This is a genomic window from Pseudomonas chlororaphis subsp. chlororaphis, from assembly GCF_003945765.1.
Taxonomy (GTDB): domain Bacteria; phylum Pseudomonadota; class Gammaproteobacteria; order Pseudomonadales; family Pseudomonadaceae; genus Aquipseudomonas; species Aquipseudomonas chlororaphis.
Window position 1 is genome coordinate 1,561,206 of record NZ_CP027712.1, and the last position, 22,821, is coordinate 1,584,026.

24 protein-coding genes and 1 tRNA gene are annotated in these 22,821 nt (G+C 59.1%); 18 read left to right on the top strand and 7 right to left on the bottom strand.

Annotated features, from left to right (window positions below; genetic code table 11):
• Window positions 1-6 precede the first annotated feature (6 nt).
• Window positions 7-1,299, bottom strand: a complete 1,293-nt coding sequence (locus C4K27_RS07070) for an OprD family porin (protein WP_009042579.1) — start codon at window positions 1,297-1,299, stop codon at window positions 7-9.
• 236 nt (window positions 1,300-1,535) lie between these two features.
• On the opposite strand from C4K27_RS07070, the gene C4K27_RS07075 reads away from it, so the two are divergent.
• Both C4K27_RS07075 and C4K27_RS07080 read left to right on the top strand, forming a co-directional pair.
• Window positions 1,536-2,207 carry a response regulator gene (locus tag C4K27_RS07075; protein WP_053259943.1) on the top strand — a complete coding sequence of 224 codons (672 nt, stop codon included), beginning with the start codon at window positions 1,536-1,538 and terminating at the stop codon, window positions 2,205-2,207.
• Window positions 2,200-3,585: a sensor histidine kinase gene (locus C4K27_RS07080; RefSeq protein WP_007930222.1), complete on the top strand. Its 1,386-nt coding sequence runs from the start codon at window positions 2,200-2,202 to the stop codon at window positions 3,583-3,585. The genes C4K27_RS07075 and C4K27_RS07080 overlap by 8 nt, the downstream gene beginning before the upstream one ends.
• Before the next feature lie 48 nt (window positions 3,586-3,633).
• Here C4K27_RS07080 and C4K27_RS07085 read toward each other — a convergent pair whose 3' ends face one another.
• Entirely contained in the window at window positions 3,634-4,455 is an 822-nt protein-coding gene (locus C4K27_RS07085) for an HDOD domain-containing protein (protein WP_053259944.1), read from the bottom strand.
• Window positions 4,456-4,492: 37 nt separating this feature from the next.
• Complete coding sequence (ygfZ, locus tag C4K27_RS07090) at window positions 4,493-5,434, bottom strand: CAF17-like 4Fe-4S cluster assembly/insertion protein YgfZ (RefSeq protein WP_053259945.1); 942 nt, start codon at window positions 5,432-5,434, stop codon at window positions 4,493-4,495.
• 149 nt (window positions 5,435-5,583) lie between these two features.
• Here ygfZ and C4K27_RS07095 point away from each other — a divergent pair, with 149 nt between their 5' ends.
• Window positions 5,584-5,838: an FAD assembly factor SdhE gene (locus C4K27_RS07095; protein ID WP_007930227.1), complete on the top strand. Its 255-nt coding sequence runs from the start codon at window positions 5,584-5,586 to the stop codon at window positions 5,836-5,838.
• Window positions 5,822-6,274: a protein YgfX gene (locus tag C4K27_RS07100; RefSeq protein ID WP_053259946.1), complete on the top strand. Its 453-nt coding sequence runs from the start codon at window positions 5,822-5,824 to the stop codon at window positions 6,272-6,274. The genes C4K27_RS07095 and C4K27_RS07100 overlap by 17 nt, the downstream gene beginning before the upstream one ends.
• Here C4K27_RS07100 and nadB read toward each other — a convergent pair.
• Window positions 6,243-7,859, bottom strand: a complete 1,617-nt coding sequence (gene nadB / locus C4K27_RS07105; RefSeq protein WP_009042585.1) for an L-aspartate oxidase — start codon at window positions 7,857-7,859, stop codon at window positions 6,243-6,245. The two genes, C4K27_RS07100 and nadB, sit on opposite strands and share 32 nt — an antisense overlap.
• Window positions 7,860-8,428: 569 nt before the next feature.
• Between nadB and rpoE the strand changes: the two genes are divergently transcribed.
• From rpoE to C4K27_RS07130, 4 genes are all read left to right on the top strand, one after another.
• Complete coding sequence (gene rpoE / locus C4K27_RS07110; protein WP_007930230.1) at window positions 8,429-9,010, top strand: RNA polymerase sigma factor RpoE/AlgU; 582 nt, start codon at window positions 8,429-8,431, stop codon at window positions 9,008-9,010.
• Window positions 9,011-9,041: 31 nt separating this feature from the next.
• Window positions 9,042-9,629: a sigma-E factor negative regulatory protein gene (locus C4K27_RS07115; RefSeq protein ID WP_007930231.1), complete on the top strand. Its 588-nt coding sequence runs from the start codon at window positions 9,042-9,044 to the stop codon at window positions 9,627-9,629.
• An 8-nt stretch (window positions 9,630-9,637) separates the two neighbouring features.
• A complete protein-coding gene (locus C4K27_RS07120) occupies window positions 9,638-10,600 on the top strand; it encodes a MucB/RseB C-terminal domain-containing protein (RefSeq protein WP_053259947.1) in 963 nt (320 codons plus the stop codon).
• Between the two features lie 248 nt (window positions 10,601-10,848).
• Complete coding sequence (locus C4K27_RS07130; protein WP_007930233.1) at window positions 10,849-12,276, top strand: DegQ family serine endoprotease; 1,428 nt, start codon at window positions 10,849-10,851, stop codon at window positions 12,274-12,276.
• Between the two features lie 76 nt (window positions 12,277-12,352).
• Here the strand turns inward: C4K27_RS07130 and C4K27_RS07135 are convergent, their stop codons facing one another.
• Entirely contained in the window at window positions 12,353-13,786 is a 1,434-nt protein-coding gene (locus tag C4K27_RS07135) for a M48 family metalloprotease (protein ID WP_007930234.1), read from the bottom strand.
• A 97-nt stretch (window positions 13,787-13,883) separates the two neighbouring features.
• Between C4K27_RS07135 and C4K27_RS07140 the strand changes: the two genes are divergently transcribed.
• Window positions 13,884-14,123 carry a sulfurtransferase TusA family protein gene (locus tag C4K27_RS07140; RefSeq protein WP_007930235.1) on the top strand — a complete coding sequence of 80 codons (240 nt, stop codon included), beginning with the start codon at window positions 13,884-13,886 and terminating at the stop codon, window positions 14,121-14,123.
• Between the two features lie 41 nt (window positions 14,124-14,164).
• Window positions 14,165-15,235: an AI-2E family transporter gene (locus tag C4K27_RS07145; protein WP_007930236.1), complete on the top strand. Its 1,071-nt coding sequence runs from the start codon at window positions 14,165-14,167 to the stop codon at window positions 15,233-15,235.
• Between the two features lie 89 nt (window positions 15,236-15,324).
• Here the strand turns inward: C4K27_RS07145 and C4K27_RS07150 are convergent, their stop codons facing one another.
• Window positions 15,325-15,798, bottom strand: coding sequence for a peroxiredoxin (locus C4K27_RS07150; RefSeq protein WP_053259948.1), 474 nt, complete (start codon window positions 15,796-15,798; stop codon window positions 15,325-15,327).
• Between the two features lie 10 nt (window positions 15,799-15,808).
• Window positions 15,809-16,369, bottom strand: a complete 561-nt coding sequence (locus C4K27_RS07155) for a glycine cleavage system transcriptional repressor (protein WP_007930238.1) — start codon at window positions 16,367-16,369, stop codon at window positions 15,809-15,811.
• Window positions 16,370-16,696: 327 nt separating this feature from the next.
• On the opposite strand from C4K27_RS07155, the gene dapA reads away from it, so the two are divergent.
• From dapA to C4K27_RS07200, 8 genes are all read left to right on the top strand, one after another.
• On the top strand, window positions 16,697-17,575 hold the full coding sequence (gene dapA / locus C4K27_RS07165) for a 4-hydroxy-tetrahydrodipicolinate synthase (RefSeq protein WP_009042590.1): 879 nt from the start codon (window positions 16,697-16,699) through the stop codon (window positions 17,573-17,575).
• A 17-nt stretch (window positions 17,576-17,592) separates the two neighbouring features.
• Window positions 17,593-18,705 (top strand): NlpB/DapX family lipoprotein, encoded by a 1,113-nt coding sequence (bamC, locus tag C4K27_RS07170; protein WP_007930240.1) that lies wholly within the window; start codon window positions 17,593-17,595, stop codon window positions 18,703-18,705.
• 4 nt (window positions 18,706-18,709) lie between these two features.
• Complete coding sequence (locus tag C4K27_RS07175; protein ID WP_053259949.1) at window positions 18,710-19,468, top strand: MBL fold metallo-hydrolase; 759 nt, start codon at window positions 18,710-18,712, stop codon at window positions 19,466-19,468.
• 28 nt (window positions 19,469-19,496) lie between these two features.
• On the top strand, window positions 19,497-20,207 hold the full coding sequence (gene purC / locus C4K27_RS07180) for a phosphoribosylaminoimidazolesuccinocarboxamide synthase (protein WP_007930242.1): 711 nt from the start codon (window positions 19,497-19,499) through the stop codon (window positions 20,205-20,207).
• A gap of 84 nt (window positions 20,208-20,291) precedes the next feature.
• Window positions 20,292-20,381: transfer RNA gene (locus C4K27_RS07185), tRNA-Ser, on the top strand.
• Window positions 20,382-20,837: 456 nt separating this feature from the next.
• Window positions 20,838-21,545 carry a hypothetical protein gene (locus C4K27_RS07190; protein WP_053259950.1) on the top strand — a complete coding sequence of 236 codons (708 nt, stop codon included), beginning with the start codon at window positions 20,838-20,840 and terminating at the stop codon, window positions 21,543-21,545.
• On the top strand, window positions 21,535-22,239 hold the full coding sequence (locus tag C4K27_RS07195) for a hypothetical protein (protein WP_125737975.1): 705 nt from the start codon (window positions 21,535-21,537) through the stop codon (window positions 22,237-22,239). Before C4K27_RS07190 ends, C4K27_RS07195 begins: the two co-directional genes overlap by 11 nt.
• Before the next feature lies 1 nt (window position 22,240).
• Window positions 22,241-22,735, top strand: coding sequence for a hypothetical protein (locus C4K27_RS07200; RefSeq protein ID WP_125737977.1), 495 nt, complete (start codon window positions 22,241-22,243; stop codon window positions 22,733-22,735).
• Window positions 22,736-22,821 lie beyond the last annotated feature (86 nt).

Here is a 22,821-nt window from a genome sequence, read left to right on the forward strand (position 1 = left end):
GGTCGATTACCAGAGCGCCAGGCTGTAGCTCACCAGCAGACGCACTTCATCCGCATCGCGGGCCGAATAGTTGGAGCGGTAGGTGGCGTTGCGCAGGCGCACCGCGACGTCCTTGAAGGTGCCGCTTTGCACCACGTACTTGATCTCGGTGTTGCGTTCCCATTCCTTGCCGGTATCGCCGTTTTTCAGGGCGATGTTGTCGCCGCTCAGGTAGCGGGTCATGAAGGTCAGGCCGGGGATGCCGAGTTTGCCGAAGTCGTAGTCGTAGCGGGCTTGCCAGGAGCGTTCTTCGGCGCCGGCGAAGTCGTTGATCTGCACGAAGTTGACCAGGTACGGATCGGCCCCGTCGAGGTAGGGGAAGGCGCTGTCGCCGGACATGTGCTGGTAGCCGGCGCTGAGTTTATGCCCGTTCAGGGCGTAGCTCACCAGGCCGTTGAGGGATTTGTTGTCGATCTTGCCGCCGCGGGCCTGGCCCTGGTCGTCACTGACGGCGAAGCGCAGGTCCGTGGCGAAGGTGCCCGGGCCCATCGGCTGCGAGGCGAGCAGGCCGAAGAAGTGCTGGTTGTAGACCTCGGCGAGCTGGGCAAAGTGGTAGCTGCCGGTGATCTTGTCGGTGAACTTGTAGTCCAGGCCGCCGAAGTCGAAGTGCTTGCCGGCGACGGTGCCGGCGAAGCGGCTGTTCTTGTTGTTGAGGGCGATGTCTTCGAAGTCGGTGCTGTCGCGATCCTTGGCTTTCTCCAGGCGGCCGCCGGTGAAGGTCAGGTTCTTGATTTCCCTGGAGGTCAGCAGGCCGCCCTCGAAGGTCTGCGGCAGGATGCGCCCGTCGTTGGGCTTGATGGTCGGCAGTTCCGGGATCAGGCTGCCGATCTTCAGTTCGGTGGCGGAGATTTTCACTTTGCCGGTCAGGCCGACTTTGGAGTACTCGTCGGCGGCGCGCCCGTCGTCGTGGGTCGGCAGCAGGCCGGTGCCGGTGCGGTCGGGGCTGGAGTCGAGCTTGATGCCGAGCATGCCCAGCGCATCGACGCCAAAGCCCACGGTGCCGTCGGTGTAGCCCGATTGCAGGTTGAGCATGAAGCCCTGGGCCCATTCGTCGCGCTTGGATTGCTGGGCACTGGTACCGCTGCGGAAGTCGCGGTTGAAGTACATGTTGCGGGTTTCGAGGGTGGCGCTGCTGTCTTCGAAGAAGGCGGCCTGGCTGATCGGTGAGAAACCGGCAAGGGCGGCGGCGCTGGCGAGGGCGGTGTGGCTGAGACGGGAAAAACGAACAGGCTGGCAAGCCTGAGGCTGCATGGACAGCATCGTGTTGTACTCCGTTATTGTTCTTATTGGCGAAAACGCTTCGAGGCGTTTTTCGGGATGCCACCGGGAGGTAGCCACGGAAGTCGAAACAATCCGTGACAGGACTCTAAAGGGCCAACCTTTCGCTAACCTTTCAGCAGACTTTCACGGTTTTCGGGCTTCACAGCAGCGGTCCCGGCTGTAAACTCCGCGGCAATAAAAAGTGCCGTCGATCCCCTGAACGAGGTAGGAAATCCATGCGCGTGCTTCTCGTCGAAGACCACCTGCAGCTGGCTGAAAGTGTCGCCCAGGCGCTCAAGAGCACGGGTTTGACCGTGGATGTGCTGCACGACGGAGTCGCCGCGGACCTGGCCCTGAGCAGCGAGGATTACGCCATGGCGATCCTCGATGTGGGCCTGCCGCGCCTGGATGGTTTCGAAGTGCTGGCGCGCCTGCGGGCCCGGGGCAAGAACCTGCCAGTGTTGATGCTGACCGCGCGCAGCGATGTCAAGGACCGGGTCCACGGCCTCAACCTGGGGGCGGACGACTACCTGGCCAAGCCCTTCGAACTGACCGAGCTGGAAGCACGGGTCAAGGCCCTGCTGCGGCGCAGCGTGCTCGGCGGTGAGCGAGTACAGCGCTGCGGGGTGCTGGCCTACGACCTCGATACCCGGCGCTTTACCCTGGGTGAAGAGCTGCTGACCCTGACCTCCCGCGAGCAGGCGGTACTCGAGGCGTTGATCGCCCGGCCGGGGCGGGTCATGAGCAAGGAGCAACTGGCGTCCCAGGTGTTCGGCCTGGATGAAGAGGCCAGCCCGGACGCCATCGAGATCTATGTCCATCGCTTGCGCAAGAAACTCGACGGCCAACCGGTGGCCATCGTCACCTTCCGCGGGCTTGGCTACCTGCTGGAAAGCCGCGATGCATAGGCCCAGCAGCCTGCGCTGGCGCCTGCTGTGGAACCTGGCACTGCTGCTGGTGGTGCTGATGCTGGCCAGCGGCCTGAGTGCCTACTGGAACGGCCGCGAGGCAGCGGATACGGCTTACGATCGGACTTTGCTGGCCTCGGCCCGGACCATCGCCGCCGGTTTGTCCCAGCGTGACGGTGGCCTGAGCGCCAATGTGCCCTATGTCGCCCTCGATACCTTCGCCTACGACAGTGCCGGGCGGATCTATTACCAGGTCAACGATATCCATCAGAAGCTGATTTCCGGTTACGAAAACCTGCCCGGTCCGCCGCCGGGCACGCCGCGCACCGACGATTATCCGGCGCTGGCGCGGTTCTACGATGCTACTTACCAAGGGCAGAACGTCCGCGTGGTGAGCCTGCTCAAGGCGGTCAGCGAGCCGAACATGAACGGCATGGCGGAGATTCGCGTGGCGGAGACCGACGAGGCGCGGGTCCGCATGGCGCGCAGCCTGATGGCCGATACCCTGTTGCGCCTGGGCATGCTGGCCATCGGTGCGTTGTTGCTGGTGTGGTTCGCGGTCAGCGCCGCGTTGCGTCCGCTGGAGCGTTTGCGCAGCGCGGTGGAGGAGCGCCAGCCCGACGACTTGCGGCCCTTGCCGCTGGTCGAGGTGCAACGCGAGTTGTGGCCCCTGGTGCGGGCGCTCAATCACTTCACCGAGCGACTGCGTGGCCAGTTCGAGCGTCAGGCGCAGTTCATCGCCGACGCCGCCCATGAATTGCGCACCCCCCTGGCGGCGTTGAAGGCGCGCCTGGAATTGGGTCTGCGGGCCTCGGAGCCCGAGACCTGGCGCAATACCCTGGAAAGCGCCGCCCAGGGCACCGATCGCCTGACCCATCTGGCCAATCAACTGTTGTCCCTGGCGCGGATCGAAAACGGCGCCCGGGCGATTGCCGAGGGCGGCGCGCAATTGCTCGATCTCAGCCAGTTGGCCCGCGAGTTGGGCATGGCCATGGCGCCCTTGGCCCACGCCCGGGGTATCGCCCTGGCCTTGGAAGCCGATGAGCCGGTGTGGCTGCGCGGTGAACCAACCCTCTTGAACGAACTGCTGAGCAACTTGGTGGACAATGCCCTGGCCCACACCAAGCCGGGCGGAAACGTGATCCTGCGGGTCAGCGCGCCGGCGGTGCTGGAGGTGGAGGACGACGGCCCGGGGATTCCCCTGGAGGACCGCGACCGGGTATTCGAGCGTTTCTACCGACGCAACCCCCATGTCGCCGGTTCCGGCCTGGGCCTGGCGATCGTCGGCGAAATCTGTCGTGCCCATCTGGCGCAGATCAGCCTGCATGATGGCGCGCAGGCGGGTCTGAAGGTGCGGGTGAGTTTTAACGCGGGCTAGAGGCTGTGGTACAGGTTCAGTAGAACATTGATTCAGTAGAGCATTGATTCAATAGAACATTGACCGCGACTCGGCCAGATCGCTGCACATTGCCTTGTTCTCGGGGTCGATCCCGAGTTTTTTGAAGGCTGGCACGCTGAGGATATCGATCTTCGCCAGTGGGTGGTCGGTGTCTTTGTGGCAATAGAGGCTGGCGATCTGCACCAGGTCGACATAGTCCAGGCGCTCGGACTGGCGCTGGAAGTCCAGGTACTGCCCCGGCAACTTGGCCAGCTGTTCCGGAAACTCCCAGACTTGCAGCAGCTTGTCGCCCAGCAATGGGTGGATGTGCTCGATCACGTGGTTGAGGCTGACCGGGTCGGACAGCAGCTCATAGTGATCTTCCGCATAGGTTAGGATCGGCAGTACGCCGATCTGGTGCACCAGCCCGCCGAGGGCGGCCTGGTCGGGCTTCAACTGGGTATGGCTGCGGCACAGGGCATAGCTGACTCCGGCCACTTCCAGGCTTTTGCGCCAGACGTCATGCATCTTTTGCGCGATCACCTCCGAGCGGGCATGGAAAATCTGTTCCATGACCAGGCCGATGGCCAGGTTGCTGCTGTAGTTGACCCCCAGCCGGGTAATCGCGGTGTGCAGGTCGGTGACTTCCTGGGTGGCGCGCAGCAGGGGGCTGTTGACCACTTTGATCAGGCGCGCCGACAGCGCCGTATCACGGCCAATCACTTTGCTCAGGGTGCTGACGCTGATTTCCGGATCTTCAGCGGCCCGGCGAATCTGCAGGGCCACTTCCGGTAGCGTTGGCAGAACCAGGTCATCGTTGTCGATGGCCTCAACCAAATCCTGTTGGACCTTTTCCGCCAGCTCACTCATTTCTGTTCTCTAGGGGTATTGCAGGAAGTTGCGGCGATCAGCGCTGGATTTCTCGATCGCGATCCAGCTGGTAAGGCAGGTCCAGCAGGTGCAGCCCCGGACCTTCGAGCGCGCCAAGATGGAGATTGCCATCCTCTGCAGCTTCGGCTTGCAGTACGGCCAGGAGTTCAATGTTTTGTTCGGCACGCGCGGCGATCACTACCTCACCGATGGCGCTGCCGTGGGTCGGGGAGAACAGCGGGGTGCCGGGTTCCGGCAACTCTTCGGCGTTCAAGGCCAGGCGGTAGAGGCGGCGCTTGAGTTTGCCCAGGTACTGCATGCGCGCGACGATTTCCTGGCCGGTATAGCAGCCTTTCTTGAAACTGACGCCGCCGATGGCCTGCAGATTGAGCATCTGCGGGATAAACAGCTCACGAGTGGCCGGCATGACCTGGCCGATGCCGGCGCGGATCTGGCCCAGTAACCATTGATTGAGATCGCCTTCGGGCAGTTGCACGGCCAGCTTTTCGCGCAAGACCTCAGCTTTATCTGCGGGGGCCCAGAGCTCGGTCCGGTCCGCTGAAACACGAATGGCGATCAGGCCGTCGTTGCGGGCGACCGCGCCGTCTTCCGGCGGCAACTCCAGCCCGAGACCGGCCAGCAGCGTATTGGCGTTGCCCAGGCCGAAGCGCGCCCACAGGGCACTTTCATCGCTGAGCTTGGCCTTGGAAAACACGGCGTATTTTTTCAGGTCCGCCAGTTGCGGCTCCAGCAACTCGGTGGCCATGGCCAGCAGGCAGCCATCGCCTTCGAGCAGGATGCGAAAGCTCGATTGCATGCGGCCTTTCTGGGTGCAACGGGCGCCCAGGCTGGATTGGCTATCACTGAGGTAATTGAGATTGCAGGTCAGCTGGCCCTGAAGGAACTTGCTGGCATCAGGGCCGCGGACGGCGAGAACGCCCTCGTGGGACAGGGAGCAGAAAAAAGCGGAATCAGCCATGGGTCATCGCAGGGTAAAAAGTCTGGCGAACATCATAAGGGGGCGCCCTTGAAATGGGTAGTTCACAAAGGATGGGTGGTGACCGACCAAAGCCGACTGTTCTGGTGTCCGTCGGGCTGTATACTTGCGCTCTATTTGAGGAGCGCTCCATGGTCGAAGATGTTGAATTGAACCGCCTCTACTGGCACAGCCGCCGCGGCATGCTGGAACTGGACGTGTTGCTGGTGCCATTCGTGAAAGAAGTCTATCCGCATCTGAACGATGTTGACCGTGCCTGCTACGTCAGGCTGCTCGAATGCGAAGATCAGGACATGTTCGGCTGGTTCATGGAACGCTCCGAATCCGAAGATCCCGAGCTGCAACGCATGGTCCGCATGATCCTGGATCGTGTCCAACCCAAGTAACGCCTTCGAATGCCGCTGGCAGCCTTCCAGGCAATTGCTGGCGGCCTATCTTCTGGCCCAGCTGTTCGCGCTGGGCGCCTTGCTGATGCTCGATATTCCACTCTGGGCCCGTCTGCTCGGGGTTCTGCTGTGCCTGGGTCACGGAGTCTGGGCGTTGCCGCGGCGGATTCTGCTGAATCATCCCTCGGCTTTCAGCGGTCTGCGTCGTAATGCCGATGGCTGGCAGTTGTGGTGCGCCGGGCAGGGTTGGCGGCCGGTGCAACTGCGGCCTGACAGCCTGGCGCTGCCGCTGCTGGTGGTGTTGCGTTTTCGCCTGTCGGGCGAGCGCTGGGTGAGGTCGGTCTGTGTGCCGCGGGACGCGCAGGCGGCCGATGTGCATCGGCGCCTGCGCGTGCGGCTCAAGTTCAGTCGCCGTAGGTGGGCGGCACCAGAATAGTGTCCAGTGCCTCGGGCAGCAGGTTTGGGTAGTCGAGGGTGTAGTGCAGGCCCCGGCTTTCCTTGCGCTCCATGGCTGAACGAATCATCAGCTCGGCGACCTGGGCCAGGTTGCGCAACTCGATCAGGTCACGGCTGACTTTGTAGTTGCTGTAGAACTCGTCGATTTCGTCCAGCAGCAAGCGTACCCGGTGCTGAGCCCGTTGCAGGCGCTTGTTGGTGCGTACGATGCCAACATAGTCCCACATGAATCGCCGCAGTTCGTCCCAGTTGTGCGCAATGATCACGTCTTCGTCGGAGTCGGTGACCTGGCTGGCGTCCCAGGCGGGCAGGGCGATCGGAATGGCGATCTGCGGCAGTTGTTCGAGAATGTCGGCTGCCGCGGAACGGGCATAGACGAAGCATTCCAGCAGTGAGTTGCTGGCCATGCGGTTGGCGCCGTGCAGGCCGGTAAAGCTGGTTTCGCCAATGGCATACAGACCCGGAACGTCGGTGCGGCCCTGCTGGTCGACCATCACCCCGCCGCAGGTGTAATGCGCGGCCGGTACCACCGGGATCGGCTGTTTGGTGATATCGATGGAGAATTCCAGGCAGCGCTCGTACACGGTCGGGAAGTGGCTTTTGATAAAGGCTTCCGGTTTGTGGCTGATGTCCAGGTACACGCAATCGATACCTAGGCGCTTCATTTCATGGTCGATGGCCCGGGCGACGATATCCCGTGGTGCCAGTTCGGCACGCGGGTCGAAACGCGGCATGAAGCGTTCGCCGTTGGGCAGCTTCAGGTGCGCACCCTCGCCGCGCAGGGCTTCGGTGATCAGGAAACTCTTGGCCTGCGGATGGTAGAGGCAGGTCGGGTGGAACTGGTTGAACTCCAGGTTGGCCACCCGGCAGCCCGAACGCCAGGCCATGGCGATGCCATCGCCACAGGCCCCATCGGGGTTGCTGGTATAGAGGTAGACCTTGGCGGCACCGCCGGAAGCGAGGATGACAAAACGCGCACCGTAGGTATCGACCTCGCCAGTGGCGCGGTTGAGTACGTAGGCGCCGAGGCAGCGATCGCCTTCCAGTCCCAGGCGCTTTTCGGTAATCAGATCGACGGCGACCCGCTGTTCCAGCAGTTCGATATTCGGGCGTTGCCGGGCCTGCTCCAGCAATGTAGTGAAGATGGCCGCGCCGGTGGCGTCGGCGGCATGGATGATGCGGCGATGGCTGTGGCCGCCTTCGCGGGTCAGGTGGAATTCGAAACCGCCGTCTTCATTGCCCGATTGCTCGTCACGGGTGAAAGGCACGCCCTGGTCGATCAGCCACTGGATCGCCTCGCGGCTGTGCTCGACGGTAAACCGTACGGCGTCTTCATGGCACAGGCCGCCGCCGGCATTGAGGGTGTCGTCGACGTGGGATTCGACGGTATCGGTGTCGTCCAGCACTGCCGCGACGCCACCCTGAGCCCAATAGGTCGAGCCATTGGCGAGATCGCCCTTGCTCAATACGGCAATGCGCAGATGACCAGGCAAGGTCAGCGCAAGGCTCAAACCGGCAGCACCGCTGCCTATCACCAGAACATCGTGTTGAAACTGTTGGCTCATTGGAAGATTCCGCTCAAAAGCGACCCGGGTCGGGGTTGGCGCAAGACGCCTGGATCGGCGAGTCAAAGCAGCCATGCAGCCCACTAGTATATAGAGGGGGGGATCGGCACAATAGCGGTGCCTTCGTGGCATTATGAAATTATGAGGGCGAGAAAAGCGGTCTTGCGAGGCAGTGATGGGTGGCTCGATTTTTCCGTCAAATCGGGGAGCTGGCGACTGTATCGAAGATGTAGCAACCTTTTTCTCTTCATGGTTACACAATGTTCGCTCCGTACGGCTATAAAGATTGGGAACTTTTGACACGGCCCCAAGCTCAATAGAAGGTTGCCTGATAGAAGGGACAGCGTCGGTTTTATGCAGGACTTGTGTCGTGGTCATGCAGCTCAATTCGACGACAGGATTATTCGCGCAGCCGGCCTTGCCCGCGCTGCGTTTTTCGTGCGTGCCAAATCAGAGCCCGCAGGAAACTTGCTTGGAGGGGGAGAACTTTTGCGAAAAGCCCGAGTCTATGTTTGCAAGCCTGATCGTTTAGTTATGCAAGCCTCCTCCGAGCTTATCGAGGAGTGTTCATGCTAACCCAGGAAGAGGATCAGCAGCTGGTCGAGCGCGTTCAGCGCGGTGACAAGCGAGCTTTCGATCTGCTAGTGCTGAAATACCAGCACAAAATTCTCGGGTTGATCGTGCGTTTTGTGCACGACACCCATGAAGCCCAGGATGTTGCACAAGAAGCCTTTATCAAGGCTTACCGTGCGCTTGGTAATTTCCGCGGTGACAGTGCGTTTTATACGTGGCTGTATCGTATCGCCATCAACACGGCGAAAAACTATCTGGTTTCGCGCGGCCGCCGGCCGCCGGATAGCGATGTCAGTTCCGAGGATGCGGAGTTCTACGATGGCGATCATGGCCTCAAGGATCTCGAATCGCCGGAGCGCGCATTGCTGCGGGATGAGATCGAAGGCACCGTCCATCGAACCATTCAGCAACTGCCAGAAGATTTGCGTACGGCTTTAACTTTACGTGAATTCGATGGTCTGAGTTACGAGGACATTGCCAGCGTCATGCAGTGTCCGGTGGGTACCGTGCGCTCCCGGATTTTCCGCGCTCGGGAAGCCATCGACAAAGCCCTGCAGCCGTTGTTGCAGGAAACCTGAGACAGCGGCGACAGCCAAGAGAGGAACCGCCATGAGTCGTGAAGCCCTGCAGGAATCGCTGTCCGCGGTGATGGATAACGAAGCGGACGAACTGGAATTACGTCGGGTATTGAATGCCGTCGACGAAGTGGAAACCCGTGAGACCTGGGCTCGTTACCAGATCGCCCGGGCGGCCATGCACAAGGAATTGCTGCTTCCGCGTCTGGACATCGCCGCGGCTGTTTCTGCTGCGCTGGCTGACGAAGCCGTACCGGCCAAGGCCACTCGTGGTCCATGGCGTAGCCTGGGTCGCCTGGCTGTTGCCGCATCGGTGACCGTTGCCGTATTGGCGGGTGTTCGCCTGTACAACCAGGATGAGATCGCTGGTGTCGAACTGGCACAGCAATCGAACCAGCCAACCCTGGCCGCTCCTCAAGTAAAAGGCCCAGCTGTATTGGCCGGCTACAATGAGAGTTCGGAAGCCCCTGGCCCTATGGCCAACGGCGTATTGCAAGGTCAGCCAGGCTGGCACGATCAGCGTCTGCCAAGCTACCTGCGTCAGCATGCTCAACAAGCTGCACTGAAGGGCACTGAAAGCGCTCTGCCTTATGCTCGTGCGGCGAGCCTGGAAAACCGTTAAGGAGGATCATGCGCGCCATCCCTCTACTCTCGCTTCTGCTCAGTGGCTGGTTCATTGTTCCAGCCCACGCCGACGAAGCTCAGGATTGGTTGAAACGTCTTGGGCAAGCCGAACAGCAGCAAAGCTTTCAGGGTACTTTCGTCTACGAGCGTAATGGTAGTTTTTCTACCCATAACATCTGGCATCGCGTCCAGGATGGCCAGGTCCGCGAGCGACTGATTCAGCTCGACGGTTCCGCTCAAGAGGTTGTGCGTGTTGATGGGCGTACCCAATGTGTCAGCGGTACGCTGGTGGCTGGACTGGGGGACGCCCCCAACTCTTCGGCCCACTCACTCGATCCAGAAAAACTCAAGAATTGGTACGACCTTGCCGTCATCGGCAAGTCGCGTGTGGCTGGGCGCTCCGCGGTCATTGTTTCCCTGACCCCGCGGGACCAGCACCGTTATGGTTTTGAATTGCATCTGGACCGCGAGACGGGCCTGCCGCTGAAATCGCTGCTGTTGAACGATAAGGGGCAGTTGCTCGAGCGCTTCCAGTTCACTCGCCTGGATACGGCGGATGTGCCGAAGGACAGCGAGCTGCAGGCCAGCGCCGAATGCAAGGCCGTGGCCCTGGACAGCGACAAGGCTTCCGCAGTGAAGGTTGCGCAGGCCTGGCATTCCGACTGGCTGCCGCCAGGCTTCGAGTTGACCAGCAGCAGTGCGCGTAAAGATCCCGACACCAAGACCATGGTCAACAGCCTCATGTATGACGATGGCCTGGCCCGCTTCTCGGTGTTCCTCGAACCGCTCAATGGCGCGACGGTGACTGACACCCGTACTCAACTGGGTCCGACCGTGGCGGTCTCCCGACGTCTGACCACGCCTGAAGGCGAGATGATGGTAACGGTGGTGGGTGAGATACCTATCGGTACTGCCGAACGGATCGCCTTGTCGATGCGTACCGACGCCGCTGCGCCCAAGGCGCAGTGAGAGTACAGCCCCAGGTGTTCATCGAGCGTTAATGTTGGTTGTGTAAGAGGTCTGCAATGCCAGCTCTGCAATCGAGATATCTAAATGTTCGGTGAACATTTTCATTTGCAAAACCCCCTGTTTTTTCTTATAGGTCAGAGCCACTAGGTTCTGGCCTTGTTTGTCGTTTCCGGGACAAAAGTACTGCGCGAGTCGCCTGGTATTTCTTGTCCCTATCGCTTAACCACGCTCGTTGTAATGGGAGCCGTATGTCGATACCACGTTTGAAATCCTATCTCTCCATTTTCGCTACTGTGCTGGTGCTCGGTCAGGCCGTTACCGCGCAGGCGGCGGACTTGCCTGACTTCACACAACTGGTCGAGCAGGCGTCGCCTGCAGTGGTCAACATCAGTACCACGCAGAAGCTCCCGGACCGCAAGGTTTCCGCCCAGATGCCGGACCTCGAAGGTCTGCCGCCGATGCTGCGCGAGTTTTTCGAGCGTGGCATGCCGCCGCAGCCGCGTTCGCCACGGGGCGATCGCCAGCGTGAAGCCCAGTCCTTGGGTTCTGGTTTCATCATTTCGTCGGACGGTTACATCCTGACCAACAATCATGTGATTGCCGATGCGGATGAAATCCTTGTCCGCCTGGCCGACCGCAGTGAATTGAAAGCCAAGCTGATTGGCACCGATCCACGCTCCGACGTGGCGTTGCTGAAGATCGACGGCAAGGACCTGCCGGTTCTGAAGCTGGGCAAATCCCAGGACCTGAAGGCCGGCCAGTGGGTAGTGGCTATCGGCTCGCCGTTTGGTTTCGACCACACCGTCACCCAGGGCATCGTCAGTGCCATCGGTCGTAGCCTGCCGAACGAAAACTATGTGCCGTTCATCCAGACCGACGTACCGATCAACCCGGGTAACTCCGGTGGTCCGCTGTTCAACCTGGCCGGTGAAGTGGTGGGTATCAACTCGCAGATCTACACCCGTTCCGGCGGTTTCATGGGTGTGTCCTTCGCTATCCCGATCGATGTCGCCATGGACGTTTCCAACCAGCTGAAAGCCGGTGGCAAAGTCAGCCGCGGCTGGCTGGGCGTGGTTATCCAGGAAGTGAACAAAGACCTGGCGGAGTCCTTCGGCCTGGAGAAGCCGGCCGGTGCGCTGGTGGCCCAGATCCAGGACGACGGTCCGGCAGCCAAGGGCGGCTTGCAAGTGGGTGATGTGATCCTGAGCATGAACGGTCAACCGATCATCATGTCGGCGGACCTGCCGCATCTGGTCGGTGCCCTCAAGGCGGGTGCGAAAGCCAATTTGGAAGTGATTCGTGATGGCAAGCGCAAGAACGTCGAATTGACCGTTGGTGCGATTCCGGACGAAGACAAGGCCCTGGACGCCATTGGCAAGTCCGGTGCCGAGCGCAGCAGCAACCGTCTGGGCGTTGCGGTGGTCGAGCTGACCGATGAGCAGAAGAAAACCTACGACCTCAAGGGCGGTGTGGTGATCAAGGAAGTTCAGGATGGTCCAGCCGCGCTGATCGGCCTGCAGCCGGGCGACGTGATCACTCACCTGAACAATCAGGCGATCACTTCGACCAAGAACTTCACTGAAATCGCCCAGGCGCTGCCGAAGAACCGTTCGGTATCGATGCGGGTTCTGCGTCAGGGACGTGCCAGCTTCATTACCTTCAAGCTGGCCGAGTAGTCCGTGTAGCGGATTGATCGCCCACAAAAAAGCCCGCCTCGAAAGAGGCGGGCTTTTTTGTGGGCGCCGGTTGGGCTCAGCGCATCATGTCCTTGACCATCTGCTCCTGGTCCATCAGCTCACGCTGACGTGCATCGATCCGTGAAGACAGGGGGAAGTTGCTGCCGGCGCGACGTTTGGCGAAATCCAGCTGCTGGATCGCCTGGCGATAGTCGCCGACTAGGGCAAAGTATTCGGCCCGCGCCTGATGCAGGCCGATGATATTGCCCGACAGGCCACGGGTTTCCGCCACCGAGTACCAGACGTCCGGATCGTCGGAGCGGGTCTTGAGCAGGCTTTCCAGGGCCTTTTCGGCGTCCGCCGGGCGATTCTGCTTGAGCAGCAGGTCGACCCTGACCTGGTTCAGTGGGTAGTTGCCCGGATACTGCGCAAGCATTTTATCCACCCGGGCCTGGGCGTCGGAAAAGCGGCTGGTGGCGGTATCCAGGTCGATCTGGGCCAGGTTGTAAGTGATGTCGTTAGGTTGCTTGGCCAACAGCTGCTTGAGGTTTTCCCGGGCATCGTTGAACTGGCTGCCCTTGATCTGGGCGATGGCGAGGCCGTAGCGGGCGATGTCGTTTTTCGGATTTTCGTCGAGCTGGGCGCGGAAACGCTTGGCACCCATGCCGGGGGACTCTTCGTAGATCAGCTGTACTCGTGCGCGAATCAGCTGGTAACGCAGGCTGTCTTCCTTGCCGCCGGCCTTGGCCTGTTCGGCGCGGTTGCGGGTGTCGGCGATCCGCGATTCGGTGACCGGGTGAGTCAGCAGGAACTCCGGCGGCTTGGCGTCGAAACGGTACTGGCGCATCAGGCGCTCGAACATGGTCGGCATGGAGCGCGGGTCATAACCGGCCTTTTCCAGGTTGAGGATGCCGATGCGGTCGGCTTCCTGCTCGTTCTGCCGGGAGAAGCGCCGTTGTTCCTGGATGGCCGCGGCCTGGGTGCCGGCAATGGCGGCGATCCCGGCGTCGCCACCGCCCGCCGCGGCGATCACGATCCCGGCCAGCAGGGCGGCCATCATCGGCACCTGCATGCGTTGCGAAGCCTCGACGCCACGGGCGAAGTGGCGTTGCGACAGGTGCGCCAATTCGTGAGCCAGCACCGAGGCATATTCGCCTTCGGTCTGGGCGTTGAGGAACAGTCCGCCGTTGACCCCGACAATCCCGCCGGGAGCGGCAAACGCGTTGAGCTGCGGGCTGTTGATCAGGATGAACTCGAGACGTCGGTCGTTGACCTGGCTGGTCTCGACCAGTTTGTAGACGCTGGTTTCGACGTAATCCTTGAGTTGCGGGTCGTTGAGTTGCGAAACCTGGCTGCGCAGCAACGCCAGCCAGGCGCGGCCCAGTTGGTGTTCCTGTTGGGGCGAGACAATGGCAGAACTGGCGTCACCGAGTGATGGCAGGTCGTCGGCGAAGCCTGGTGAGGCGAGCAGGCAAGCGAGCGTCAGCAGGGTAGGGCGCAAAAAAGTCATGCACAAAGCCTTAGTCGACAAAGAGTCTACTGTAGCCGGACACCAGGCCTTGGACCAGATATTCTAGGCACCTCGACGACCCTCCCGGAGTGACGCAATGACTGATGCTGTAGCCCACGACGCCGAGCTCGATGCCAGCGGACTGAATTGCCCGCTGCCGCTGCTCAAGGCCAAGATGGAACTCAATCGCCTGGCCAGCGGCGCGGTGCTCAAGGTGATCGCCACGGATGCCGGCTCCCAGCGCGACTTTCGCACCTTTGCCCGTTTGGCCGGTCATACCCTGCTTCGCGAGGAAGACGAGGCTGGGGTCTATCGTTACTGGCTGAAGAAGGCCTGAACCGACCCGGAAATCATCGCGCCTCTGTCTAAGGATCATTGATGTTCAAAGTGTTACGCGACTGGATTCAGCGCTACTTCTCCGATGAAGAGGCCGTGGTACTGGCCGTTCTGTTGTTCCTGGCCTTCACCGCGGTGCTGACCCTGGGCGGCATGCTCGCGCCGGTGTTGGCGGGGATGGTGCTGGCCTATCTGATGCAGGGGCTGGTGCTCACGCTGGAACGCTGGCGTTTGCCTGGCGGGGCGGCGGTGGGCCTGGTCTTTGCCTTGTTCATGGGGCTGCTGCTGGTGTTCATCGTGGTCGTCGTGCCGCTGTTGTGGCATCAGTTGATTACCTTGTTCAACGAGTTGCCGGGAATGCTTGCCAAGTGGCAATCGTTGCTTCTGTTGTTGCCGGAGCGTTATCCGCACCTGGTGTCCGACGAACAGGTGCTGCAGGCGATCGAGGTGGCACGCGGCGAGATCGGCAAGTTCGGCCAGTGGGCGCTGACCTTCTCGCTGTCCAGCCTGCCACTGCTGGTCAACATCATGATCTATCTGGTGCTGGTGCCGATCCTGGTGTTTTTCTTCCTCAAGGACCGGGCGATGATCAGCCAGTGGGTGCGCGGTTACCTGCCGCGCGAGCGGGCCTTGATCACCCGGGTGGCCCAGGAGATGAACCGGCAGATCGCCAATTACATTCGTGGCAAGGTGATCGAGATCGTCATTTGTGGCGGGGTGACCTACATCGCCTTCGTGGCCTTGGGGCTGAACTACGCGGCGTTGCTGGCGTTGCTGGTGGGGATTTCGGTGGTGGTGCCCTACGTCGGGGCTGTGGTGGTGACCGTGCCGGTAGCGCTGATTGCCTTGTTCCAGTGGGGCTGGAGCGACCAGTTCATCTATCTGATGGCGGTCTACGGGATCATTCAGACCCTGGACGGCAACGTACTGGTGCCGCTGCTGTTCTCCGAGGCGGTGAACCTGCATCCGGTGGCGATCATCTGTGCAGTACTGTTGTTTGGCGGGCTGTGGGGCTTCTGGGGGGTGTTTTTCGCGATTCCCCTGGCCACCCTGTTCAAGGCGGTACTGGATGCCTGGCCGCGCAAGGAGCCGGTCGTGGCGCCCTTGCTCTAGGGCGGCCCTGCTCTGGAAATGAAAAAGGGGGCGGCTGAATCAGCCGCCCCCCTTTTTTTAGTCGGTTACTTTTTAGTCGGCTACCACGCTCAGGCCTTGTTCAGCACCTGCGCAGCAGCCAGTACCGCATCCACGTGGCCTGGCACTTTCACGCCACGCCATTCCTGGCGCAGCACGCCATTCTTGTCGATCAGGAAGGTGCTGCGATCGACGCCCATGTATTCCTTGCCGTAGAGCTTCTTCAGCTTGATCACGTCGAACAGCTGGCAGACGGCTTCGTCCTTGTCGCTGATCAGCTCGAAGGGGAATTCCTGCTTGCACTTGAAGTTCTCGTGGGACTTCAGGCCATCGCGGGAGACGCCGAACACCTCGGTGTTGGCGGCCTTGAACGCGGCGTATTGATCGCGAAAGCCCTGGCCCTCGGTGGTGCAACCCGGGGTGCTGTCCTTGGGGTAGAAGTAGATCACCACCTGCTTGCCCTTGAGCGCGGCGAGGCTGACGGTCTGACCGCTGGTGGCCGGGGCTTCGAAGTGGGCAACAGGTTGGTCGATGGCAACGGCCATTGGGGCTTCCTTACATTGGGTTCTGTGGGCGCCAGGGTTCGATCAGCGCATCGAGATTCATTGCGTCGGCGAAGTCCAGGAACTGATCGCGCAGCCAGCTGATCTGAGTGCCGGCCGGCAAGGTCACGGTAAAGGTGGCGTTGAGCATGGTGCCGCCGGTCTGCGGGGCCTGATAGGTATCGCAGGTCAGGTTTTCCAGCTCGACATGGTGATCGATGAAGAACTGGCACAGTTCATTGACGATGTCCGGGCGGTAGGCGGCGCTGACGTAAGCCACATAAGGCAGGGCCTGCGGGCGGTTTTCCAGGGCCGCGCTGCGCACCACGTTGACGGTGAAGGCGTATTTCTTCGCCAGCGACGGCAGGCCGGCCTCCAGGCGCGCCAGGGCATCCCAGCTGCCGGAAACCTCCAGGACCAGCGCACTGCACTCACCATGGCGGGTCAGGCGGGAGGTCACCACGGCGCAGCGGTTTTCATGGCTGGCGCGGCACAGGACGTTGGTCAGCTCCATGGGGTTGGCGCCGAGGGCACTGATGACAAGGAATTGTTCGCGGACTGTGGGGGTGGACATGCAGCATTCCTAAAGCGATGAGCGGTCGATACTTTTGCAGGCTTGAGTACTGGGTAAACGTCCGGATGCGGTTTCAGAAGCCCTGAACCGCCAGGTTGCGACGAGCTCCATAAAAGGCGAGAGCGAAGGGCGGCAACGCAGGATTGGGGCTTCGGATGCCGAAAAGGGAGGCTGGAACCCGGCGTACAAGCTTAGCAGTACCGATCAAAGCCTGAAGGGTAGCGAAATACATCGCTCAGGGGAATGCTCGCAGCGCGGTACTTCGCTTGTGCAAGCATCTTGGCGCCAGTACCATTACCGCTCTCTTTTTCCGGCAGGAGCGGTTGCATGATTGCGGGCAGTATGGTGGCACTGGTCACACCCATGGATGCACAGGGTCGTCTCGACTGGGACAGCCTGAGCAAACTGGTGGACTTCCACCTGCAAGAGGGCACCAACGCCATTGTGGCGGTCGGCACTACAGGTGAGTCGGCTACCCTCGATGTGAACGAACACATCGAAGTGATTCGTCGCGTGGTCGCTCAGGTTGCAGGGCGTATCCCGGTGATCGCCGGTACCGGCGCGAACTCGACGCGCGAAGCGATCGAGCTGACCACCAATGCGAAGATCGCCGGTGCTGACGCGTGCCTGCTGGTGACCCCTTATTACAACAAGCCGACGCAAGAAGGCCTGTATCAGCATTTCCGTGCCATCGCCGAAGCCGTCGATATCCCGCAGATCCTCTATAACGTGCCGGGCCGCACCGCTTGCGACATGCAGGCCGAGACCGTGATTCGCCTGTCGACCGTGCCGAACATCATCGGCATCAAGGAAGCCACCGGTGACCTGCAGCGCGCCAAGGACATCTTGGCCGGCGTGAGCAGCGACTTCCTGGTGTACTCCGGCGACGACGCAACCGCCGTCGAACTGATCCTGCTGGGTGGCAAGGGCAATATTTCGGTGACCGCCAACGTGGCGCCAAAAGCCATGAGCGAGATGTGCGCCGCCGCAATGCGTGGCGATGCCGCCACCGCCCGGGCGATCCACGAGAAGCTGATGCCGCTCAACAAGACTCTGTTTATCGAATCCAACCCTATTCCCGTGAAATGGGCCCTGTGCGAGATGGGCTTGATGGCGAACGGTATCCGTCTGCCGCTCACCTGGCTCAGTGCTGCCTGTCACGAACCGCTGCGGCAGGCCATGCGCCAGTCCGGCGTATTGGTTTAATTGAGGAAGTACTACGCATGAAGCGATTGGCCGGACTTTCCGCACTTGCCTTGATTATCTCCAGCACCAGTGGCTGCGGTTGGATTTGGGGGCCGGAAGGCTACTTCCGTGACCGCGGCAGCGATTACCTGCAAGCGCAACAGACCGCACCGATGCAACTGCCGTCGGATGTCAGCACCTCCAAGCGCCTCGATCCGCTGTTGCCGATTCCGCGCAATGTGGCCGATGACACCGTCAAGGGCGAATACATCGTGCCGCGTCCGCAGCCGTTGGGCTCGGTGGCCGATGCCAGCGACTACACCCTGCAAAAGAGCGGTGATGCGCGTTGGGTCATGGCCCAGCACGCCCCGGCCGAAGTCTGGCCGGTGGCCATGCAGTTCTTCCAGGACAACGGTTTCCGTATTGACGAGCAACGTCCGCAAACCGGCGAGTTCACCACCGCCTGGCAGCGTTCCGACGAACTCTCCGCATCCATGGCCAAGCGCCTGGGCAGCGTAGGTTCGGCCGATAACGAAACCCGCGTGCGGGTGCGTATCGAGCCAGGCGTGCAGCGCAATACCAGTGAAGTCTACGTGGTCAGCGCCGAACGTCCTGTCGGCAGCACCTCCAACGTCGATTTCACCAATCGCTCGGTCAACACCAGCCTGGATGCCGCGCTGGTCGACGAAATGCTCGCCAGCATGAGCCGCAGCGCCGAGAAGGGCGGTTCGGTCTCCCTGCTGGCCGCGCGTGATTTCGATACCCCTAGCCGTGTCAGCCTCACCGAAGACGGCAGCGGCAACGTGGTGCTCAACCTCGGCGAAGACCTCGACCGCGCCTGGTCGAGCGTCGGCCGCGCCCTGGAACAGGGCGAGTGGCGCGTTGAAGACATCAACCGCAGCCTGGGCCTGTACTACATCAACCTGGCGGAAAAAGCCGAGAAGAAAAACGACGAGCCGGGCTTCTTCGGCAAGTTGTTCGGCAGCGCACCGGCCAAGGAAGAAATCGAGGCCCGCGCCGAGCGTTATCAGGTTCGCCTGAGCAAGGTGGGCGACAACGTCCAGGTCACCGTCGAGAAAGACATCAACACCGTTGCTCCGCCTGAAGTGGCGCGCAAGGTCTTGACTGTGATTCAGGACAACCTGGGCTGATCCGATGCGTTTCGCCGTTCTCGGCAGTGGTAGTCAAGGGAATGGCACGCTGATAGCCAGTGACGACACCTACGTCCTGGTGGATTGTGGTTTCTCCTTGCGCGAAACCGAGCGGCGCCTGCTGCGCCTGGGGGTAGCCCCCGCGCAACTGAGCGCGATTCTGGTAACCCACGAACATGCCGACCACGTGCATGGCGTGGGTTTGCTGTCTCGGCGTTACAATTTACCGGTCTACCTCAGTCGCGGCACGTTGCGCGGGATGCGCAAACCGGTGGACGCCGCGGGTTTTCTCGCCGGGGGCGAGACGCTTCAGGTCGGTGCCTTGAGCATCGACGTGACCCGCGTCGCCCACGATGCGCTGGAACCTGTGCAGTACGTGTTCAGTGACGGCCGGCGGCGTTTCGGTCTGCTGACCGACCTGGGTTCTTACTGCAACACGGTGATCGACCGCTATCGCGGGCTGGATGCCTTGATGATCGAGGCCAATCACTGCCGCGATATGCTGGCCCGAGGTTACTACCCGTATTTCCTCAAGCAGCGGGTCGGTGGGGAAATGGGACATTTGAACAACCATCAGGCCGCAAGCCTGGTGGCCGAGTTGGGCTGGCAGGACCTGCAGCATCTGGTACTGGCCCATCTCAGCAGCAAGAACAACCTGCCGCAGCTGGCCCGGCAATGTTTTGTCGACACCCTCGGGTGCGACCCGGACTGGCTGCAACTGGCCGATCAAGATTCAGGGCTCGACTGGCGACACATCGCCTAGCCCACCTACTTAGCAAGCGGAGCCCATCATGGAAAAACGTGAAGAACTCTACCGTGGCAAAGCCAAATCGGTTTACAAGACCGACGACGCCGATCGCCTGGTCCTGCTGTTTCGCAACGACACCTCGGCGTTCGACGGCAAGCGTATCGAGCAGCTCGATCGCAAAGGCATGGTGAACAACAAGTTCAACGCCTTCATCATGCAAAAGCTCGAAGAGGCCGGCGTGCCGACCCAATTCGACAAGCTGCTGGGCGACAACGAGTGCCTGGTGAAGAAGCTGGACATGATTCCGGTCGAGTGCGTCGTGCGTAACTACGCCGCCGGCAGCCTGGTCAAGCGCCTGGGTGTGGAAGAGGGCCTGAAGCTCAACCCTTATACCTTCGAACTGTTCCTGAAGGACGACGCCAAGGGCGACCCGTTCATCAACGAATCCCACGTCGTGGCCTTCGGTTGGGGCACCGCCGAGCAACTGGCGCGCATGAAAGAGCTGTCGCTCAAGGTCAACGAAGTCCTGAGCAAGCTGTTCGACGACGCTGGCCTGCTGCTGGTGGACTTCAAGCTGGAGTTCGGCGTATTCCACGGCCAGATCGTCCTGGGCGACGAGTTCAGCCCGGATGGCTGCCGCCTGTGGGACAAGGAAACCCGCAAGAAGATGGACAAGGACCGCTTCCGTCAGGGCCTCGGTGATGTGATCGAAGCCTACGAAGAAGTCGCAAACCGTCTGGGCGTACCGCTGTAATCGACGCAACCGACTGATAGCACGGAAAAAATTTGCCCGAGGGGCTTCGCTTCGGGCAAAGGTGCTGTTATGATGCGCGCCGTTGGAGAGATGCCAGAGTGGCCGAATGGGACGGATTCGAAATCCGTTGTACCTTCGCGGGTACCTAGGGTTCGAATCCCTATCTCTCCGCCATTATTGAAAAAGATGAAGCCCCCGTAATCGTTACCGATTACGGGGGCTTTTTCGTTTTTAGCTTTTTGATTAGGGCATTTTTAGGGCAAATCGAGACCATTGAGAGCTGGCTGTAGGCCAGTTCAGATCTTCACTTACCGTTAAGGGCGGCAGGTAAGGGATTGGCGTTTTACCTGTTTTGCGACGCCTTGGGCTTTATGGCTCACCGCGGCATATGAACCGCACGAGACGGTCAAGGTTCGACCGCCGTAGGGCGTTCCTGGCAATGGAGTCTCAGTGAGTAAAACCAGAGGAAATGACGCCTAACGCGGGTGTCACAGTGCCACCAATATTGGTAGCGAGACGGAACTGAAAGCCATAAACTGTGCTAAATTTTAAGAAAATCTTTACGCTCGTTGATGGTTCAAGATCGAATCTTAGAAAGCGGATTTTCTACAAACAGCAGGATGGTGTTAGATGACTGATTTGTTGATTAATGAGCAGTTGATTATTATAGGTGCCGTCGATATACCGTTGAACAACGATAATACGATGAAACTGCTGAAAGTTTTCGGTGAAATGGGCTACCTGCCTTCTGTAGTACAAGAAATTAATATGCAAACTGGTCAAGCTATTAACCGGATGTCTTTGGTGAATAATGCTGATACCGCTATAACCTTCAATACAGATCGAATTTCATTTATTCGAAATCCAAATCCGGTTAACCCCGCACCTACAGATTTTACTGATTTGATACGAGTGTTTGCGGATAGGCTTGCTGCAGAGTTTAATTTGAAGGCTAATCGCTGCGTTATTTCAAAAGAAATGTTGATGGGCGAATGTAGCGAAGAGAAAATGAATAAGACCGCAGCTTTGTTTCTGAATGCGGAAGCTAACGATGACGAGGATGTCTTCGAGTGGTTTGCTCGAAGGTCAATAGGATTTGAGCATAATGATGAAAAACTTTTAAAGGTTTCTGAAGTCGGCCGCGCTCAAGGTAAAATTCTCTTAAATTCAGTACTGACCGATTTCGATAGGGTTCGAATTAAAGCTGAGGTTGGCACTGATTTTTATAATCAAGAGAATCGACTTGATATAAAAAATGTCTCGGCGTTGGTCTTAAGTTTGAGTGAGCTTCATGCGGACTTTATTTCTGGTCTTGTGAGGAATCATCATGAAAGCTGAGTTTTATTCAGATAATGTGCCTACCACAGTTACTATTCGGGGGGGTTATATAAAAAAACCAGTTGTCCCGACTTCTGATGTCACTCTGACAGAGAAGCCTCGAATTGGCTTGTTTGCCAATAGTTTTGGCCGAGTAACTATTACGTCGCCCAGTTTTTTTTCTGATATCAAAACTTCACCGACAGGCATCGATGTCGAAAAGATTGGATCGTTAGGCAGAGATTCTAGTAAATACATCCAGACTAGTGAAGCCGTGAATAATCTTGCGGCTGAAAAAATCAATCTGCACGAATATCTCCTCGCATTCAGGCGTGCATCTAGATCCGGTAATTTAGAATACGGTATGGTATCTAAATGCGATGAGCTCATTCTGCAATGGTTTGGTGAGTCAAATGAACAGCTTGGTAGGATAATCAGTCATATATTTATACAGTCTATGAATGATAAAAATATTCTATTGTTTTTGTTAAAGGCTATAAGCAATGTTTCCTACGCAGCGATCTATCCTTTTGGGCAAACTGTAGCTGTTGCTGCATTGGTCAATCGAGATATCGAAGTAATCGAAGGGGGCATACGAGCATTCGAAAACTGGGGTAGCCGAGATGGGATTTCCGTATTGGAAAATACCAAATTGGCATTTGACTGGTTGGAAGTCTATCGTCGGCAGACTATAGATTATTTGCGAGAGTTCTAAGATGGAGCTAATACGTAAAATTAGTTTGGCTAAATGGAAGAACTCTCTCGCTGTTGGTCCTGAATATATCAGTGCAGATGCAGTAACAGGATGCTTGCGTACATCTGAAAATACTCTGTCTGTATGGAAGAATGAAAGTGAAGTTGAGTATGATCAGTCAGTACTCGCGCTTCTAGCATCCCTGACAAGCATGGAAACGATCGACATAGTTCGTTTGGGTGTTGAGGAGCTTGAACAGAAAAATCTCGAGCTTGCAGAAACTGAAGGTGATACACGGGCCAAGGGTCTAGAGAATTTGCATCGAGATATCATTAATCTCGATCACGCTGCTCTAAAAAGCGTCGCTGAGATAGTTAAGGCTAAAGTTGCTGAGAATAAGTCCATTCGGTTTCGTAAGCCGGACATTAAGGTTATTCTAAATAAAGCTGTCGCCGAAGGCGTGATTGATATTGATCTGCTGCCTGATAAGGTTCGCGCCGAATTACTTAAAAAATGAGTGCCGTAGATTTGGCGTGCTATTGAGTCGTATTGCTGGCGAAGTACCATAATTTCCCTCCATCGGATGCTATTTGCGATGGAGGG